This window comes from Kribbella sp. C-35 (assembly GCF_046549195.1).
GTDB lineage: Bacteria > Actinomycetota > Actinomycetes > Propionibacteriales > Kribbellaceae > Kribbella.
In genome coordinates, this window is sequence record NZ_JAJPWG010000001.1 from 2414515 (window position 1) to 2428819 (window position 14305).

The following is a 14305-nucleotide window of genomic DNA, read 5'->3' on the forward strand; positions in this document are numbered from 1 at the left end:
GGCCCAAGTCCTGCTGACGGGGGAGCAACAGGGCCTGGGCCTAGGCATGAAGAGTACTCAGGATGGTGGTCGGCCACAAGCCCCGATTTCACTCCGCGTGTCGTAGGGCTCACGTAGTCGCCGGTGCCCGCAGCACCGGGCACGACATACACCGCGGTCCGCCCCGCCCGGAGCCGAGCTCGGAGCCGGAGATCCGGATGACCTCGATCCCGGACTCCTCGAGGCGTGCATTGGTCTCCACGGTCCGCTCGTACGCGATGCAGACCCGCGGCGCCAGGGCCAGGGTGTTGTTCCCGTCGTCCCACTGCTCCCGCTCGGCCGTCACCGGGTCCAGGCCGGTGTCGATCCGCCGGAGCGTGTCGATGCCGAGCGCCTTCGCCGCCGCGACCAGGAACGGTTCGGGTTCCGCGATGTGCAGCTGGTCGCCGTCGGTGGTGACCGCGAGCGCCCGCATCTCCTCCGCCATGTTCGGGTACATCAGCACGGCGTCGGTGTCGACCATCGTGCAGACGGTGTCCAGGTGCATCGTCGCCCGCTGCTGAGCGATCGGTACGGCGAGAACGGTGTGCGCGAGGCCCTTCGTGAAGACCCGGCGCGCCAGCCGCTCCACACCGGCCGGTGTGGTCCGCTCCCCGACGCCGACTGCGAGTACGCCGGGACCGAGCGCGAGGACGTCGCCGCCCTCGACATGCTCCAACTGGTGGTCGTACACCTTGTCGGCGCCCGCGAACCGCGGGTGGAACGTGTAGATCAGCTCAGTCAGCTGCGTCTCGCGCATCCGGGCCGGCATCGCCAGCGAGGTGACGGCCACCGAGTCCCGGATCCAGACGCTCGAGTCGCGGGTGAACAGCAAGTTCGGCAGGGGGTCGATCAGGAAGTCCTCGTGCGCCAGCAGCGAGGTGACCAACCCGCCCGCGTGCACCTCGTCGTTGCGGACGCCGGCCATCAGGGCCTCCGCCAGCCCGGCCGCATCCAGATCGCCGAGCGACGCCCGCAGGTAGTCGCGGAGGGTGTCACCCAGGCGAAGATCCTCGGTCGCGCCGGCGACCGCCTGGGCCCGGGCCTCGGGGTTGTTGAGGGACTCGGTCAGCAGTTCACCGAGGTACAGCACCTCGACGTCGCGGTCGCGGAGCGCCTGGGCGAACGCGTCGTGCTCGTCCTGCGCCCGGCCGACCCAGGGGATGCCGTCGAACAGCAGCTTGTCGTTGTTGCGCGGGGTGAGCCGCCGGAGCTCGTTGCCCGGCCGGTGCAGCATCACCGTCCGCAGCGGACCGACCTCACTGTCGACGCCGTACGCCGCACTGCCCTGTCGCGTCTCGGTCATCCGTCCGCCCTTCGCTTGGCCGTACCCACCACGCTACGACAACCCGATCAATCTGTCTGATTGTCCGACAATATCCTGGTTGGCCAATCGGTCAGGAGCGGACCCGGTCGTAGAGCAGGCAGAGGGCGCCGGACTCGGTCGGGGTCGAGTCGGTCAGCTTCCACGACGTGGCCGGCAGGCCGTCCTCGAACAGCCGGGACCCGCCGCCGACCAGCTCGGGGTCGAGGGTGATGCTCAGCCGGTCGATCTCGTCGGCCGCCAGCAGCGCGCGGATCACGCTCGAGCTGGCCAGCACGATGATGTCGCCGCCGTCCTGGTCGCGCAGGTGCTTGACCACGTCCGCGGGCTCGCCGTCGGCGATCCGGGAGTTCTGCCAGGGCGCCTCGGTCAGCGTCGACGAGAAGACCACCTTCTCGGTCTCGTTCAGCCAGCGGGAGAAGGCCCGATCCTGCGGCGCCGCGTTCTCGTCGTCGGCCACCGCCGGCCAGAAGCCGCCGAAGCCCTCGTAGTTCTTCCGGCCGAGCAGTGCCGTGGTGGCCGGCTCGGTCACCCGGATCATGTGATCGCGGGCACCGTCGGTGATCGCATGCGGAACGATCCAGCTCATGTCGTAGTCGCCGCCGGCGCCGTTCACGCGGCCGTCGAGCGAGAGCGAGATGTTCGCGGTCACTGTGCGGGTCATGTCCTTACCTCTTTCTGATCGGTCCTGCCTGACACCTGAAATCCTGCCGCCGCGCCCACTCCGGAACATCTGCCACCTGGCCGATATCGGGACGCCGCCGGCCGATGCCGCGATCTGTCGACAGAGAAGATGCCGTGATCCGGACCCCTTCCGGCGGTTATCCACAGGCTCGTTCGAAAGAACGAGAAATCCACAGGCAGTGGATGCTGACGCGGTCGATCGGCTGGGGAGGAACTAGGCTGCGGTGCTGTGCCCGATGAAGACCTGTCCCCCGAACCGTTCGAGCGTGCCGTCGCCTGCGTGATCCCGGCGAAGGACGAGGCCGACCGGATCGCGGCGACCGTCGACGCGGTGCACAAGCTCATCGGCGTCGACCTCGTCGTGGTCGTCGACGACGGCTCCACGGACGGTACGACGGAAGCGGCCGAGCGGGCCGGTGCGGTCGTCGTACGGCACGAGCGCAACCGCGGGAAGGCCGCCGCGATGGAGACCGGCGCGGCCGCCGTCGCGGAGCGGGACGGCGCCCGGCCGCGGCACCTGCTGTTCCTCGACGCCGACCTGACCGACACCGCGGCCGGGGCGGGTCCGCTGATCGAGCCGGTGCAGACCGGCCGCGCGGACATGACCATCGGGACGTTGCCGGCGCAGATCCGGGCCGACGGGTCGAAGGCCGGCGGCCACGGGTTCGTGGTCAGGCTGGCGCGGGCCGGGATCCAGGAGGCGACCGGCTGGGCCCCGGAGCAGCCGTTGTCCGGGCAGCGCTGCATCACCCGCGCTGCGTTCGACTCCGCCGTACCGCTGGCTGCCGGGTTCGGTGTCGAGACCGCGCTGACGATCGACCTCGGCCGGAAGGGGTTCCGGATCCTGGAGGTGCCGATCGAGGTCCGGCACCGCGCGACCGGGACGGATCTGCGCGGTCAGCTGCACCGCGCGAAGCAGTACCTGCACGTCCGGCGTGCGCTCGCCGCTCGCAGTGCGCTGCCCGCGGACGGTGGTGGGCCGTCGCTGCGCAGTCTGTTTCCGCGGAGACTGCGCAATGAGCACTGAGCTGGGCCTGAAGTACGGCCGCCGGGCTGTCGCTCTCTATCTGGCCTGTACGGCGCTGATCGTGGCGGTCGGTCTGCTCGGTCCGTCCGTGGTCGTGCTGACGCTGACGAACCGGCACGCGTGGCTCCCGTCGTACTGGTTCGACACCAAGCCGAACGACTGGCTGGTGTCGGTGATGATCTACGTCGCGATCGCACTCGGCGGGTACGGCGTTTTCCTTGCCACCAAGGCGTTGAAGCACGGCTGGGCGCCGCGCGTCGACCGGTTGATTGCCTTGGGCATCGGTACGACGGCGGCGATCACGCTCGTACCGCCGATGGCGTCGGGCGATGTGCTGATCTATGCGGCGTACGGGCGGATCATGGCGCTCGGCGGCGACCCGTACACGGCCTCGCCGGCGGACACCATCCGCCTCGGGTACGACCCGGTGATCACCGCGACCGAGCGTCCGTGGCAGGGCGCGCGCAGCGTGTACGGGCCGATCGCGACGTGGATCCAGTGGCTGTCCTCGGTGATCGGCGGCAACTCCGCGCAGCTCACCGTGTGGATGCTGCAGTTGTCGGTCGCGATCAGCCTGGTCGTCACCGGGCTGCTGCTGGTCAAGCTCGTCGGGAAGGATCTGCCGGCCAAGCGGCGCGTGATCATGCTCAGCCTCGCCAACCCGCTGCTGCTGTGGTCGGTGCTGGCCGGTGCGCACAACGACGCGATCGCGGTGATGTTCGCGGTGATCGCGCTGGTGCTGTTCCGGCGGCACGTGTTCCTGGCCGGTATCCTGATCGGCGTCGCGGGCTGCACGAAGCTTTCGATCGGCCTGGTCGGGGTCGCGATGCTGTGGGCGCTGCGTGCCGACCGTCGGAAGTGCCTGTACTTCTGCGGCGGCGGCGCGATCGCGATGGGCGGGCTGTACGCGATCGTCGGGCTCCAGGCGTTCCAGCAGGCGCGGTCGCAGACGTCGTTCATCTCCACCGGTACGCCGCACAAGGTGCTGCTGAGCTTCTTCACCCTGTTCCTGCCGAACGGCCTGGTGCGGACCGTCCTGGCGATCCTCGCCTGGGTCGGCCTGATCGTCGTCGCGATCCTGCTGACGCAGGTGTTCCCGAAGTCGTTGGTGCCGCAAACGCATCCGGACGACCCGACGCCGGCCGCGATCCGCTACACCGCGATCTACGCGATCGCCTGGGTGCTGACCGCGATGTACTCGCTGCCCTGGTACGACGTGATCGCCTGGGTCGCCCTCGCCGCAGTCGCCGCATCCAAGGTCGACGGCCTGATGGTCGTCCGTACGACGATGCTCGCGATCGCGTACGTCCCAGGGCGAGATCCGCACGCGCGCCAGGTCGCCGCGAGCCTGTCCGACTCCCTCGAGTTCTTCAGCGCGCGCCTCCGCGACACCCTCTGCCCGGCGATCGAGCTGGCCGTCCTGATCGGCCTGATCGTCTGGGCCCGCCGCAACGGCGCCCAATGGTGGCCGTACGACTGGCCCCGCCGCAAACAGAAGTCCGTCGCGGAGAACGCCGAAGCTCACTAACTCCAGAGGTCGTGACCGGCTGCGATTGCCTTGGCGAGGATCGTTTTCACGGGCTTCTTCAGGACGTCCGCGGCTGCGGCCACGTCGTCGTACTCCGGCTGCACGTTGATCACCTGACCGCCGTACCGCGCGATCTTCACGTGGATCGACTGGCCCTCGACGTCGACGGTGGCGAACTCGCGGTCCGCGGCGTGCTTGCGGATCGCGAACTCCCGCAGTCCGATCGCCGACGTCTCGGCCAGGATCACCGCCCGGACCGTCTCGGCGTTCGCGCTGCCGACCAGGACCGACAGCGTGTGCGCCGGACGGCCCTTCTTCATCAGGATCGGGGTCAGCCACGCGTCGGCGGCGCCGGCCTCCATCAGCCGGGAGAGGACCTGCGGCCAGATCCGCGGGTCGAGGTCGTCGACATTGGTCTCGTACACGAGCTCGGTGGCCGAACTGTCGGCCGACGCACCGATCACGACGCGCAAGATGTTCGGCACCTCGACGGGATCCCGGCCGCCCGCGCCGACACCGGTCTGCTCGATCCGCATCGGCGGCAGCGGGCCGAACTCGTCCGCCAGCGTCGCCAGGAGAGCCGCGCCGGTCGGAGTCGTCATCTCGTACGGCGCTGGGCCGCCGGTGACCGGCGCTTCGGCCTCGGACACGAGATGAAGCACTGCGGGACCCGGGATCGGGATGCCGCCGTGCTGACCGCGCACCTGACCTCCACCGCCCAGCACGATCGTCGAGACGACGATGCGATCGAGGTCGAGCGAGACCGACGCGGCGGCTACTCCGACGATGTCCGCGATCGCGTCCAGTGCGCCGACTTCGTGGAAGTGCACGGTGTCCGGCTCGACGCCGTGAGCGGCAGCCTCCGCGCGAGCGAGACGCCCGAACGTATCCAGCGCCCGAGCCCGCACCGCGTCATCCAGCCGAGCCTCCTCCAGCAACCGCCGAACCTCAGCCCATGCCCGAGTAGGCCCATGCCCCCCGCCGCCATGCCCATGCCCATGACCGTGCCCGGCGTTGTCGTGCCCGTGTCCGTGGCCGGCGTCTGGGATGTTCTCTGGGTGGGGTTCGCCGTTGACCTCGACGGTGGCCTTGGTGGCGGCGATCTGGTGCCGAGCTGTCTGCGTGACGGTGACGGACAACGACGGGTCCACGGCCCTGACCGCCGCGTTCACCGCGTTCAGGTCGGCACCGGCCGAGATGAACGCCCCCAGGAGCATGTCACCAGAGGCGCCGGCCGAGCAGTCGATCCAAGCGACCCTCATCACGCCTCCTTCGTCTCACGAGGAGCCGACTGCCGCGCCACACGCGCCGCGAACACCCCGGCCCCGAACCCGTTGTCGATGTTCACAACCGTCACCCCGGGCGCGCACGAGTTCAACATCCCGAGCAGCGCAGCCAGTCCACCGAACGAGGCGCCGTACCCGACCGACGTAGGCACCGCCACCAGCGGCACCCCGACCAGCCCGCCGACCACACTCGGCAGTGCGCCCTCCATCCCCGCGACCACGATCAGGCAGTCCGCCGCATCGAGCCGCTCCCGCACCCCGAGGATCCGGTGCAGCCCGGCGACGCCGACATCCGTGATGACATCCACCCCGGCCCCGAACACGCGGGCGGTCGTCGCCGCCTCAGCAGCCACCGGAGCGTCCGACGTACCAGCCGCCACGACAGCGACAGTTCCGCGCTGCGCGGGCGGTTCACCGAGCACCGCCGTACGGCCGACCGGGTCCACCACCGCATCCGGCAGCGCCGTGGTCACGGCCGCCTGCGCCTCGTCCGTCAACCGGGTCGCCAATACGGCGTGACCGGGGTGTGTGGCGTGCAGGGTCCGCAGCAATTCCACGACCTGAGACGGTGTCTTGCCCGCGCCGTAGACGACTTCGGCGTCCCCGGTGCGCTCGAGCCGGTCGGTGTCGAGGCGCGCGTATCCGAGGTCGTGGACGCCCGGTTGTGGGCCCTGATCAGGCAAATGTGTCACGCGGCGAATCTACGTTGCCCCGGCCTGAGGTACCGCATCCGTCCCCGGCTGTGCACGCTGTGCGATCACCTGAATACTCAGGCATAACACGCGATGCCTTAGGCTCTCGTGCTGTGTCTTCGACGTTAGCCGGTGCCTTCGGGGTCGCCGCCCTCTTCGTGGCGGTGCTTGCCCTGGTGTTCGCGATCCAGGCCCTCCGGGCCCGGACGGTCTCGTCGGACCAGGTCTCGCCCGCAGCACTCCCCGAGCCGGAACCCCAACCGGCCCAGCCGGAAGCCAAGCCCGGCACCGTGAAGTCGGAGCTGCGCAAGCTGGGCAAGGACCTCGAAGTCACCCGCGGCGAACTCAAGGAAACCCTGCAGCACCTCGCCGTCGTCCGGTACGACGCCTTCGGCGAAACCGGCGGCAAGCTCTCCTGGTCGATGGCGATCCTCGACGACAACGGCGACGGCGTGGTCCTCACCTCGATCAACAGCCGCGCCGACGCCCGCACCTACGCGAAGGAAATCAAATCCTTCACCAGCGAATCCAAACTCTCCCCAGAGGAAGAAGAAGCTCTGGAAACGCTCCGCAAGGAATCTGAGCAACCCTAGAGCGTTGCACCCCAAGCGGTGGGTGGGCACAGGTCATCTCCTGTGCGGCGGCACCGTAGGGGGTGCACCGGCACCCGCTAGCGGCGTTTGGGGACTCGGGCGGTGAGGGCGCCGGGTTCGATCTCCGTGGCTAGGGAGCGGCCGGAGCCGATGGGGTCGCCGTCGAGTTGGCGTTGGACGTCTACGGCGGCGACGATCTCGACCTTGCGGCCGGTGAAGCGTTCCAGGTACATGTCGGTGCGGTTGGTGCGGGTCAGGAGTCGCCAGACGACGATCGGCCACTGGGTCACGCGCCGAGGGGCGATCACCACGACGTCCAGCAGCCCGTCGTCGGGGCGGGCGTCGGGCAGTAGCGGGATGTTGGCCTGCAGCATGCCGACGTTGCCGATCACGACCGTCCGGACGCGGCGTTCGATCGTCTCGGCGTCGTCGATGGTGATCTGGACCCGGACCGACGGGTGATTGATGTTCTTCGCCGCCGACACCAGGTACGCGGTCCAGCCGATCTGCTTCTTCAGGTGCGGCGGCGCGTCGGACATGATCGCGGCGTCCAGCCCGAGCCCAGCCATCACCGCGAACCGGTCGGTGTCGAGCCCGTCACCGTGGACCCGGACCAGGTCGATCCGCCGGTCGCGGCCCTCGAGGATCCGCTCCAGCGCGTCGTCCAGGTCGAGCGGGATGTGCAGGTTGCGCGCCAGCAGGTTCCCGGTGCCGGCCGGGATCACCCCGACCGGGATCCCGGTGTGCGCGAGCGCCGAGCACACCACCCGGACCGTACCGTCGCCGCCCGCGACCAGCACCAGATCCGACTCGTTCTCGATCGCCTGCTTCGCCATCGCGTTCCCGGCGTCGTCCTCGCGGGTCTCCAGCCAGAGCGGGTCGTCGTACCCGCGGACCGCGAGTGCCCGCGTCACCTTCCGCCGGAACGCCACGCCGTCGCCGACCTTGATCGGGTTCACGATGACGGCGGCCCGTGGCGGAGCCGTCGTACCGTCACCGTCCGACGGGGTACGCCGACGGCGCCGCCGCAGCCCCGGCCGGAGGCCGAACCCGATCGACGTCGCGGTCAGGATCGCCAGCCCGAGCGCCCAGCCGCCGAGGACGTCGGACACGTAGTGGACGTTCAGCGCGATCCGGTCGGCCGACGCGATCCACACCACCGCAATCACCGGCAGCAACACCAGCAGCCGGAACCGCCGCCGCCAGCCCCGCACCGACGGCAGCACGACCCCGAGCGCCCCGGCCATCACGAACGCGGCTGTCGCGTGACCGGACACGTACGAGAAGCCGCCGTTCTCGACCAGCATCAGCGCCGGCCGTTCCCGCTCGAAGATCGCCTTGACCGCCTGCACCAGGCCCAGTTCGGCGCCGGCGGAAGTGAGCAGCCAGACGGTCAGCAGCCGTGCCCGGCGATGCCACAGGTACGCCGCGACGACCAGGATCACCGCCCGTGACGTCCACGGCACCACGACTGCCCCGACCACCTGCCAGAAGTCGACGACGCTCTCGTGCGCGGCGCCGTACGACGCGGCGCGCGCGGCGACCGACTGGTCCCAGCGGGCCAGCGGCGGCCACTGCCCGAACACGAGCACCGTGATCACCGTGAACGGCAGCGCACCCAGCACGACTGTGAGCACACGGCCGACCGGACTGGGTGGGTGGTGGTTCATGGCCCGCTCAGATCCCCCTAGATGGTCACGTGTACCTAGACCATCATCCCGAATAGACTTCGCCGGTTCTGACACGCCCCGATACCCTCAGGGTGTGATTGACGCGAAACTGCTCCGTGAGACCCCTGATGTCGTGCGTGCCGCCCTGACCAAGCGCGGCGAGAGTACGGACCTGGTCGACCAGATCCTGGTCGCCGACGGGGAGCGTCGATCGTCCATCTCCGCCTTCGAGGCGCTCCGGGCCGAGCAGAAGTCGCTCGGCAAGCAGGTCGCCCAGGCCAAGGGCGACGAGCGCACCGCGCTGCTGGAGCGCACCAAGACGCTGGCCGCCGAGGTGAAGGCCAACGAAGCCGCCGCGAACGACGCCGGCCGCCGCTTCGACGAGCTCGCCGCCGCCCTGCCGAACCTGGTGTCCGACGAGGCCCCGGTCGGCGGCGAGGACGACTACGTGGTGGTGGAGGAGGTCGGCAAGCCGCGCGACTTCGCCGCCGAGGGCTTCGAGCCCCGCGACCACCTGGCGCTGGGCGAGCTGCTCGGCGCGATCGACATGGAGCGCGGCGCGAAGATCAGCGGATCCCGGTTCTACTTCCTCAAGGGCGTCGGGATGCTGCTCCAGCTCGGCATGCTGCAGCTGGCCGTCCAGCAGGCGGTGGAGAACGGCTTCACCCCGATGATCACGCCGACGCTGGTCAAGCCCGAGGTGATGGGCGGCACCGGCTACCTGTCGGCGCATGACGACGTCTACCGGCTCGAGGACCCCGAGCTGTACCTGACCGGTACGTCGGAGGTCGCGCTGGCCGGATACCACATGGAAGAGATCCTCGATCTGTCCAACGGCCCGATCCGGTACGCCGGCTGGTCGTCCTGCTACCGCAAGGAAGCCGGGTCGCACGGGAAGGACACCCGCGGGATCATCCGTGTCCACCAGTTCGACAAGGTCGAGATGTTCTCCTACTGCAGCCTGGAGGATGCGGCCGCGGAGCACCTGCGGCTGCTGGCCTGGGAGAAGGAGATGCTCGACAAGATGGAGCTGAGCTACCGGGTGATCGACACCGCGACCGGTGACCTCGGCGTCTCGGCGTACCGGAAGTTCGACTGCGAGGCGTGGGTGCCGACGCAGGGCCGGTACCGCGAGCTGACCTCGACGTCGAACTGCACGGACTTCCAGGCCCGCCGCCTGAACATCCGGCACCGCGACGCCGACGGGAAGACGCAACCGGTCGCGACGCTGAACGGGACGCTGGCGACCACCCGCTGGATCGTCGCGATCCTCGAGACGCATCAGCTGGCCGACGGCTCGGTCCGGGTGCCGACCGCGCTGCAGCCGTACGTCGGCGGCCGCGAGGTCCTCGAACCGGTCGCCAAATGATCGAAATGCCGCGGCCGACGGCCGTTGCCCTGGACATCGACGGTACGTTGATCGACCACGACGAGGGGATGTCGCCCGCGGTCCTCGACGCGGTACGCCGTACCTCCGAGCAGGTGCCCGTGATCCTGGCGACCGGCCGGGCCTGGTCCACCACCAGGCCCGTGGCCGAGCGGCTCGGTCTGCGGGCCGGCGGATTCGTTGTCTGTAGCAACGGTGCGCGCACGCTGCGCTACCCGGACGGTGAGGTCGTCGACGAGCGGACCTTCGACCCAACGACGGTGATCGCGTCGGTGCGGAGGTACGCGCCGAACGCCCGGATGGCGGTCGAGGACTACGACGGCAGCTACCTGGTCACCGCGCCGTTCCCGGACGGCGACCTCGGCGCGGACGCGCGGATCCGGGTGGTCGGCGACGACGAGCTCGCACCGCAACCCGTGACCCGGTTGATCATCCGGGACCCGGACCAGTCCGAGAGCGATTTCGTCCACCTGGCGGAACGCCTCGGCCTGCACGGGGTCAGCTACTTCGTCGGCTGGACCGCGTGGCTGGACATCGCGCCCGAGGGTGTGGACAAGTCGACCGGCCTGAAGGTGGCGCTCGCGCAGCTCGACCTGGATCCGGCCGGCCTGCTGGCGATCGGTGACGGACGCAACGATATCGAGATGCTCACGTATGCGCGTCTCGGCATCGCGATGGACTCCGCCCCGGACGAGGTCAAGGTTGCCGCCGACGAGGTGACCAAGTCGGTCCAGGACGACGGTGTGGCCGCCGTACTGAATCGCTGGTTCTAGTCAAACCTTTCGGTCAGAACCGAAACCACTTGACAAGCCACGTGCCATAGGCAAGCGAAAGGCCCGGACCCCCTGTAATTACAGGGCGTCCGGGCCAGTGTCCGATAGTCCGCTGGCGGGCCGAGTATCGGATCAGGCGACTCGGCTGCTGCCGGTACGGCGTGGCTGGTGCTGCTGGTCCACGACGGTGTCGAACGCGTCCAGCACGGCGTCGACCTCGGGCCGCGGCCGCGGCGTCTTGGCTGCCGGGCTCTGGCCGCGACGGGCCCGCCGGAGGTGCCGCTTGACCGTCGACAGCGAGCAGCCCAGCCGCATGGCCAGGGACTCCAGGCTGTCGTTCGGGTACTGCGTGCGCAGCCGCAGGACTTCTTCGTGGCTGACCGGACGGCGGGTGCCCCGCGCGCCGGCAAGCTGGTCGAAGTCGTCCGCCTGCACCTCGACGTCGAGCAGGTTGCGGATCGAACGCCGTTGTACAGCAGTGGTTCCGGCGACGAAGCCGCTCACGTCGTGCTCGGCGACGGCGCTGTACAGACAGTCCGTGAAGAGCGGGCACGACGCGCAGAGCGTCTTGGCCTCGCGGACAAGCTGCTCGTACCGCTCCCTCGTACGACGGGTCGCGGACGCCGGCGGCGGCTCCTCCATCAGGCGGTGCTGAAAGATGTCGGAACGCGCGATGCAGCCGGTCATTGCCCCCTCCCCGTTGGAACATGTGTCGACAGCCGCTCGAGAGCTACTGCCCCCCGGCCCCGCTAGATTGGCGCTGTTGACGATCATCAAGGCTCCCCAAGTATCAAGATCCGTATGAACGAACGATGAACGACGTTCGCCCGCACGGCTCCGCTAGCTGATGGACCCGCGCTTTGTTGCCGGCCCACCGTGTCGTCCCGGGCGCGGGACGCACCGATCCATAACTGTTGACGTCACTGCCGCGGTTTTGGTTGCAGCCAATCCCACAACAGTTCTTCGACGTTTGTGTGTTGTTCCGAGGGTGGGGCGGCATCAGTCGCGCTGATCCAGAACACGCATATGACGCGGCCGAACAGCCCCCGGTTCCCCGCCAGACCTCCGCATGAAATCACGCGCCCACCGGGTGGCGCAGGGGAACTTGCTGCCTTTGCAGCATCCTGCCGTAACGGTCTGATGACGTTGTCAAAAGCTCAACGAGAAACCTCAAAAAGGTCTCAATCCGCTGGCTGACCGCTTGCGCCCGGGGCACTTGGAAGGGTAGTGCGCGACCGGCTCGCACCAACGCACTGTGGCGATATCGTTACCCGGTGACGGCCCCGCGAAACCCCCGCCTGATAGCCACCGATCTCGACGGAACGCTCGTCCGCAGCGACGGCACCGTGTCGGACCGGACCCGCGCCGCGGTTCTCGCGGCGCAGCAGGCCGGAAGTGTTTTCGTGATGGTCACCGCCCGGCCACCTCGCTGGCTGCACGACCTGTCGTACCTGGTCGGCGACCACGGTGTCGCGATTGTTGCCAACGGCTCCATTTTGTACGACGTCCTGCGCCGTAAGGCGATTCGGACCCGATTGATCCAGCCCGCGGTCGCACTCGAGGTGGCGCAGGCGATCCGCGCGGCGATTCCGGACGTACAGTTCGCCATCGAGCGACCGGACCGCTACGGACAGGAACCGGTCTACCTGAATCGCTGGCCGAAACCGGACGACACCTTGATCGCCGCGGTGGAGGAACTGCTTTCGGAGCCGGCCGCAAAACTGCTGGTCCGGCATCCGAGCATGCACGCCGACGAACTACTCGGCCTCGTGAATCCGTTGGTGGGCCAACGAGTGACGGCCAGTCACAGCGGAGGTCACGGTTTGGTGGAGATTTCGGCGAGCGGGGTCTCGAAGGCCTCGATGCTGGCCGATTTCGCTGCCACACAAGGGATCTCGGCTGCTGAGACGATCGCGTTCGGTGACTCGGTCAACGATCTGCCGATGCTCGCCTGGGCCGGAACGTCGTACGGCGTCGCGAACGCGCATCCCGAAGTTCTCGCAGTGGTGGACAAAACTGCCCCGTCAAACGACGAGGACGGCGTCGCCGCCGTCCTCGAAGAGTTCTTCCAGCCTTTGAAATAAGGCGTTACAGATACATCCCGCCGCTGCCCGGGCCGTCGGTGTTGCCGGCCTGCGGTGCGCCGGGGAAGCCGGGGTGCTCTTCGCCGGGCAGCTGCTGGCCGCCCGGCAGTGCGCGGCGCATCTGCTCCAGCTGCTGACGCGCGGCCATCTGCTGCGCGAACAACGCCGTCTGGATGCCGTGGAACAAGCCTTCCAGCCAGCCGACCAGCTGCGCCTGCGCGATCCGGAGCTCGGCCTCGGTCGGCGTGCTGTCGTCGGTGAAGTCGAGGCTGAGACGCTCCAGCTCCTCGACCAGTTCCGGTGCGAGGCCGCTCTCGAGTTCCTTGATCGACGCCTCGTGGATCGCCCGCAGCTGTGCCCGGGAGGCCTCGTCGAGAGGCGCCGACTTCACCTCTTCCAGCAGCTGCCGGATCATGTTGGCGACCCGCATCACCTTGGCCGGCTGCTCGACCAGCTCGGTCACCGAGCGCGGTTCGTCGTCGCGCTCGTCGTCGTCGGAGCGCGGCGGTCCCTCGACGGCCATGCCGTCCGGGCCGACGATCAGCACCTTGCCGTCCTCGGTCTGCGCCCCCGCCATCGGAACTTCCCGATCCTCGCTGCTGCTCTCACTCATCTGCCCATCCTAGGCCGGGGTCAACTTTGAGAACCCACCAACCATCTGCGGTCCCGATTTCTGGTTGGTGGGTTCTCAAAGTTGGTCATGAGGTGCGGGCGCGGTGGCGGCGTACGGCGTCCCGGTTGGCGCAGGCGGGGCTGCAATAGCGCTGGCGTCCGGTGCGGGAGAGGTCGGCGTACACGTTGTCGCAGCCTTCGGTGGCGCAGCGGCCGAGCCGGGTGATGCCACGGCCGGCCAGGTGCAACGCCGTACCGGTGCTGATCAGTGTCGCGACCAGCCGACCGACAGGGACGTGGTCCGGGCGGTAGTGCATGTGCCAGCCGTCGCCGGCGTGATTGGTGAGGCGCGGATGCTCGGTGTACTTCGCGAGCATCGCGTTCACCAGGTCGACCCGCGCCTGCTCGTCCGGTGCGTCCACCACCAGCAGCCATTCGTCGAGCGCCGTGCGTACGGCGGCCAGGTCCGCGGCGGTCACGTGCCGCTCGCGCACCAGGCGACTCTCGACGCCGCTCTCCTCGCACCGCTCGGCCAACTCGTCCGGGGTGTTCGCCGGGCGGGTCACCAGGTTCACCGCGAGCAGGACCGCGTCCGCGCCGTAAGGGTTGAGATGCATAATGCCATTA

14 protein-coding genes are annotated in these 14305 nt (G+C 68.9%); 6 read left to right on the top strand and 8 right to left on the bottom strand.

Features of this window, described 5'->3' with window-relative positions:
* Positions 1–109 precede the first annotated feature (109 nt).
* Positions 110–1324, bottom strand: coding sequence for an arginine deiminase (locus ACLJOO_RS12245; protein WP_410787007.1), 1215 nt, complete (start codon positions 1322–1324; stop codon positions 110–112).
* A gap of 91 nt (positions 1325–1415) precedes the next feature.
* Entirely contained in the window at positions 1416–2006 is a 591-nt protein-coding gene (locus ACLJOO_RS12250; RefSeq protein ID WP_410787008.1) for a dihydrofolate reductase family protein, read from the bottom strand.
* A 249-nt stretch (positions 2007–2255) separates the two neighbouring features.
* Between ACLJOO_RS12250 and ACLJOO_RS12255 the strand changes: the two genes are divergently transcribed.
* Both ACLJOO_RS12255 and ACLJOO_RS12260 read left to right on the top strand, forming a co-directional pair.
* Positions 2256–3053: a glycosyltransferase gene (locus ACLJOO_RS12255; protein ID WP_410787009.1), complete on the top strand. Its 798-nt coding sequence runs from the start codon at positions 2256–2258 to the stop codon at positions 3051–3053.
* Entirely contained in the window at positions 3043–4581 is a 1539-nt protein-coding gene (locus tag ACLJOO_RS12260; RefSeq protein WP_410787010.1) for a DUF2029 domain-containing protein, read from the top strand. The genes ACLJOO_RS12255 and ACLJOO_RS12260 overlap by 11 nt, the downstream gene beginning before the upstream one ends.
* Here ACLJOO_RS12260 and larC read toward each other — a convergent pair.
* Positions 4578–5843, bottom strand: a complete 1266-nt coding sequence (larC, locus tag ACLJOO_RS12265) for a nickel pincer cofactor biosynthesis protein LarC (RefSeq protein ID WP_410787011.1) — start codon at positions 5841–5843, stop codon at positions 4578–4580. The two genes, ACLJOO_RS12260 and larC, sit on opposite strands and share 4 nt — an antisense overlap.
* On the bottom strand, positions 5843–6559 hold the full coding sequence (gene larB, locus ACLJOO_RS12270) for a nickel pincer cofactor biosynthesis protein LarB (protein ID WP_410787012.1): 717 nt from the start codon (positions 6557–6559) through the stop codon (positions 5843–5845). Before larB ends, larC begins: the two co-directional genes overlap by 1 nt.
* 113 nt (positions 6560–6672) lie before the next feature.
* On the opposite strand from larB, the gene ACLJOO_RS12275 reads away from it, so the two are divergent.
* Complete coding sequence (locus ACLJOO_RS12275; protein ID WP_410787013.1) at positions 6673–7152, top strand: DUF4446 family protein; 480 nt, start codon at positions 6673–6675, stop codon at positions 7150–7152.
* A gap of 77 nt (positions 7153–7229) precedes the next feature.
* Here the strand turns inward: ACLJOO_RS12275 and ACLJOO_RS12280 are convergent, their stop codons facing one another.
* A complete protein-coding gene (locus ACLJOO_RS12280) occupies positions 7230–8789 on the bottom strand; it encodes a diacylglycerol kinase family protein (RefSeq protein ID WP_410787014.1) in 1560 nt (519 codons plus the stop codon).
* A 127-nt stretch (positions 8790–8916) separates the two neighbouring features.
* Here ACLJOO_RS12280 and serS point away from each other — a divergent pair, with 127 nt between their 5' ends.
* Positions 8917–10191, top strand: coding sequence for a serine--tRNA ligase (gene serS / locus ACLJOO_RS12285; RefSeq protein ID WP_410787015.1), 1275 nt, complete (start codon positions 8917–8919; stop codon positions 10189–10191).
* 5 nt (positions 10192–10196) lie between these two features.
* Entirely contained in the window at positions 10197–10982 is a 786-nt protein-coding gene (locus ACLJOO_RS12290; protein WP_410787016.1) for an HAD family hydrolase, read from the top strand.
* Between the two features lie 132 nt (positions 10983–11114).
* Here ACLJOO_RS12290 and ACLJOO_RS12295 read toward each other — a convergent pair whose 3' ends face one another.
* The gene (locus tag ACLJOO_RS12295; protein WP_410787017.1) at positions 11115–11669 is read right to left on the bottom strand and encodes a WhiB family transcriptional regulator; all 555 of its coding nucleotides are present in this window, start codon (positions 11667–11669) and stop codon (positions 11115–11117) included.
* Positions 11670–12256: 587 nt separating this feature from the next.
* Between ACLJOO_RS12295 and ACLJOO_RS12300 the strand changes: the two genes are divergently transcribed.
* Positions 12257–13066, top strand: a complete 810-nt coding sequence (locus ACLJOO_RS12300) for an HAD family hydrolase (protein WP_410787018.1) — start codon at positions 12257–12259, stop codon at positions 13064–13066.
* A 4-nt stretch (positions 13067–13070) separates the two neighbouring features.
* On the opposite strand, the gene ACLJOO_RS12305 is transcribed toward ACLJOO_RS12300, so the two are convergent.
* Complete coding sequence (locus ACLJOO_RS12305; RefSeq protein ID WP_410787019.1) at positions 13071–13679, bottom strand: bacterial proteasome activator family protein; 609 nt, start codon at positions 13677–13679, stop codon at positions 13071–13073.
* Between the two features lie 85 nt (positions 13680–13764).
* Positions 13765–14295: a CGNR zinc finger domain-containing protein gene (locus ACLJOO_RS12310; RefSeq protein ID WP_410787020.1), complete on the bottom strand. Its 531-nt coding sequence runs from the start codon at positions 14293–14295 to the stop codon at positions 13765–13767.
* Positions 14296–14305: the final 10 nt, after the last annotated feature.